The sequence below is a fragment of the Colwellia psychrerythraea genome, from assembly GCF_000764185.1.
GTDB classification, from domain to species: Bacteria; Pseudomonadota; Gammaproteobacteria; order Enterobacterales; family Alteromonadaceae; genus Colwellia; species Colwellia psychrerythraea_B.
On sequence record NZ_JQEC01000035.1, the window covers coordinates 1 to 1,578 of the forward strand.

General features: G+C 39.1%; 1 protein-coding gene. It reads right to left on the bottom strand.

The window, feature by feature from the left end:
• Nucleotides 1-1,578 (bottom strand): beta strand repeat-containing protein (locus tag GAB14E_RS25100; protein ID WP_033082639.1); only part of this gene is annotated, 1,578 nt, incomplete at both ends.

Here is a 1,578-nt window from a genome sequence, read left to right on the forward strand (position 1 = left end):
GATATCTGCTAAGGTGAAATTATCGACACCTGTGCCACCGACTAAGTTAATAAAGTTAGTGAAACTTAATGTAGTGGTTTGGTCATAAATTGTGCCAGTGTTCGCTGCGGTTATGTTCCAATCGTTAGTGGTATTATCTGCACGTAAAGTGTTAGTACCTATTTGTGCGGTTAACGTCTCAATACGAGTTATATCAGTACCTAGGATAATGTCTTGTGCTGTGCTCCCAGTTATATCAACCTTATCGCTACCAGCGCCACCATCAATTAAACCAGTAACAAGCGCTACATCAGATAATGTAAAGGTATCTACCGCTGTGCCACCAATCAGGTTAATAAAATTAGTAAAGCTTAATGTTGTGGTTTGGTCATCGATAGTACCTGTATTGGCAGCAGTGATATTCCAATCGTTAGTCGCGTTTTCTCCACGTAAAGTGTTCGTACCAACTTGCGCATTTAACGTCTCAATACGCGCGATATCTGTGCCTAAGGTAATATCTTGTGCTGTATTACCGGTAATATCTATCTTATCACTACCAGCGCCACCATCGATTAACCCCGTAATGTCATCAATTGAATCAAGAGTGAAATTATCTACATTAATACCACCAATAAGGTTATCCATATCAGTAAAATTAATGATTGTTGCAGCATCATTTACATTACCACCACCCAAACCAGTGACAGTCCAAGTGTTAATAGCTGCATCTTTTACTTGTAGAGTATTTGTTCCTAGGCCGCCATTCATAGTACCGTTGAATGACCCTGTATTAGCGATAGTAAAATTATCTGTACTAGTGCCGCCGGTTAAGGTGACAAAATTAACAAATGATAATGAACCATTGCTATTACTGAAAGTTCCATCATTCAAGCCATCCGTAGTAGCACTATCGATATCAATTACTTGATCAATAAACCAGCTATTGGTCACGCCATTTTGACCTACTAAATGACTATCGGTACCATTACCAATAATGCCAGTAAAACCAAAATAGTTTTCAACATTTACGGGAGAAGAAGTACCTGAAAGATCGGCCCATTCACCACCAGCGTTACCACCAGTAAAGTTTTTAATGTTAGCGAAGTTATTAACATACAATTCAGAATTAGAAAATTGTGTTAAAGAACCACTGGTTAGGCCGGTAAACCCCCAGGTATTGACCACTCCTTGACGAGCAGTTAATGTATTATTGCCATCACTACCACCATCAATATTAGTAATAAAACCGGTAAGTCCCATCACAAAAATATCTAAATTGGCATCACTACCAATTAACGATTGAATATTGCTGAAAGCATCAACATAGGAAGTGCCAAAACCAGCACCTGCATTGTCTTGATATAAAATACCGCTATTACTGCCTGAAATATCCCATTCGTTATCGGTATCTCGACCAGTCAGTGAGTTATTACCATCACTGCCGCCATCGATACTGTCGATGCTACTGCCACTGTCTATAACAAAGTTATCTAGGTTGGCATTACTACCAATAAGGGTTTGAATATCAGTAAAGCTATCTATATAAGAGGTGCCAAAACCTGCTCCAGCGTTGTCTTGGTATAAAACACCGCTATTATC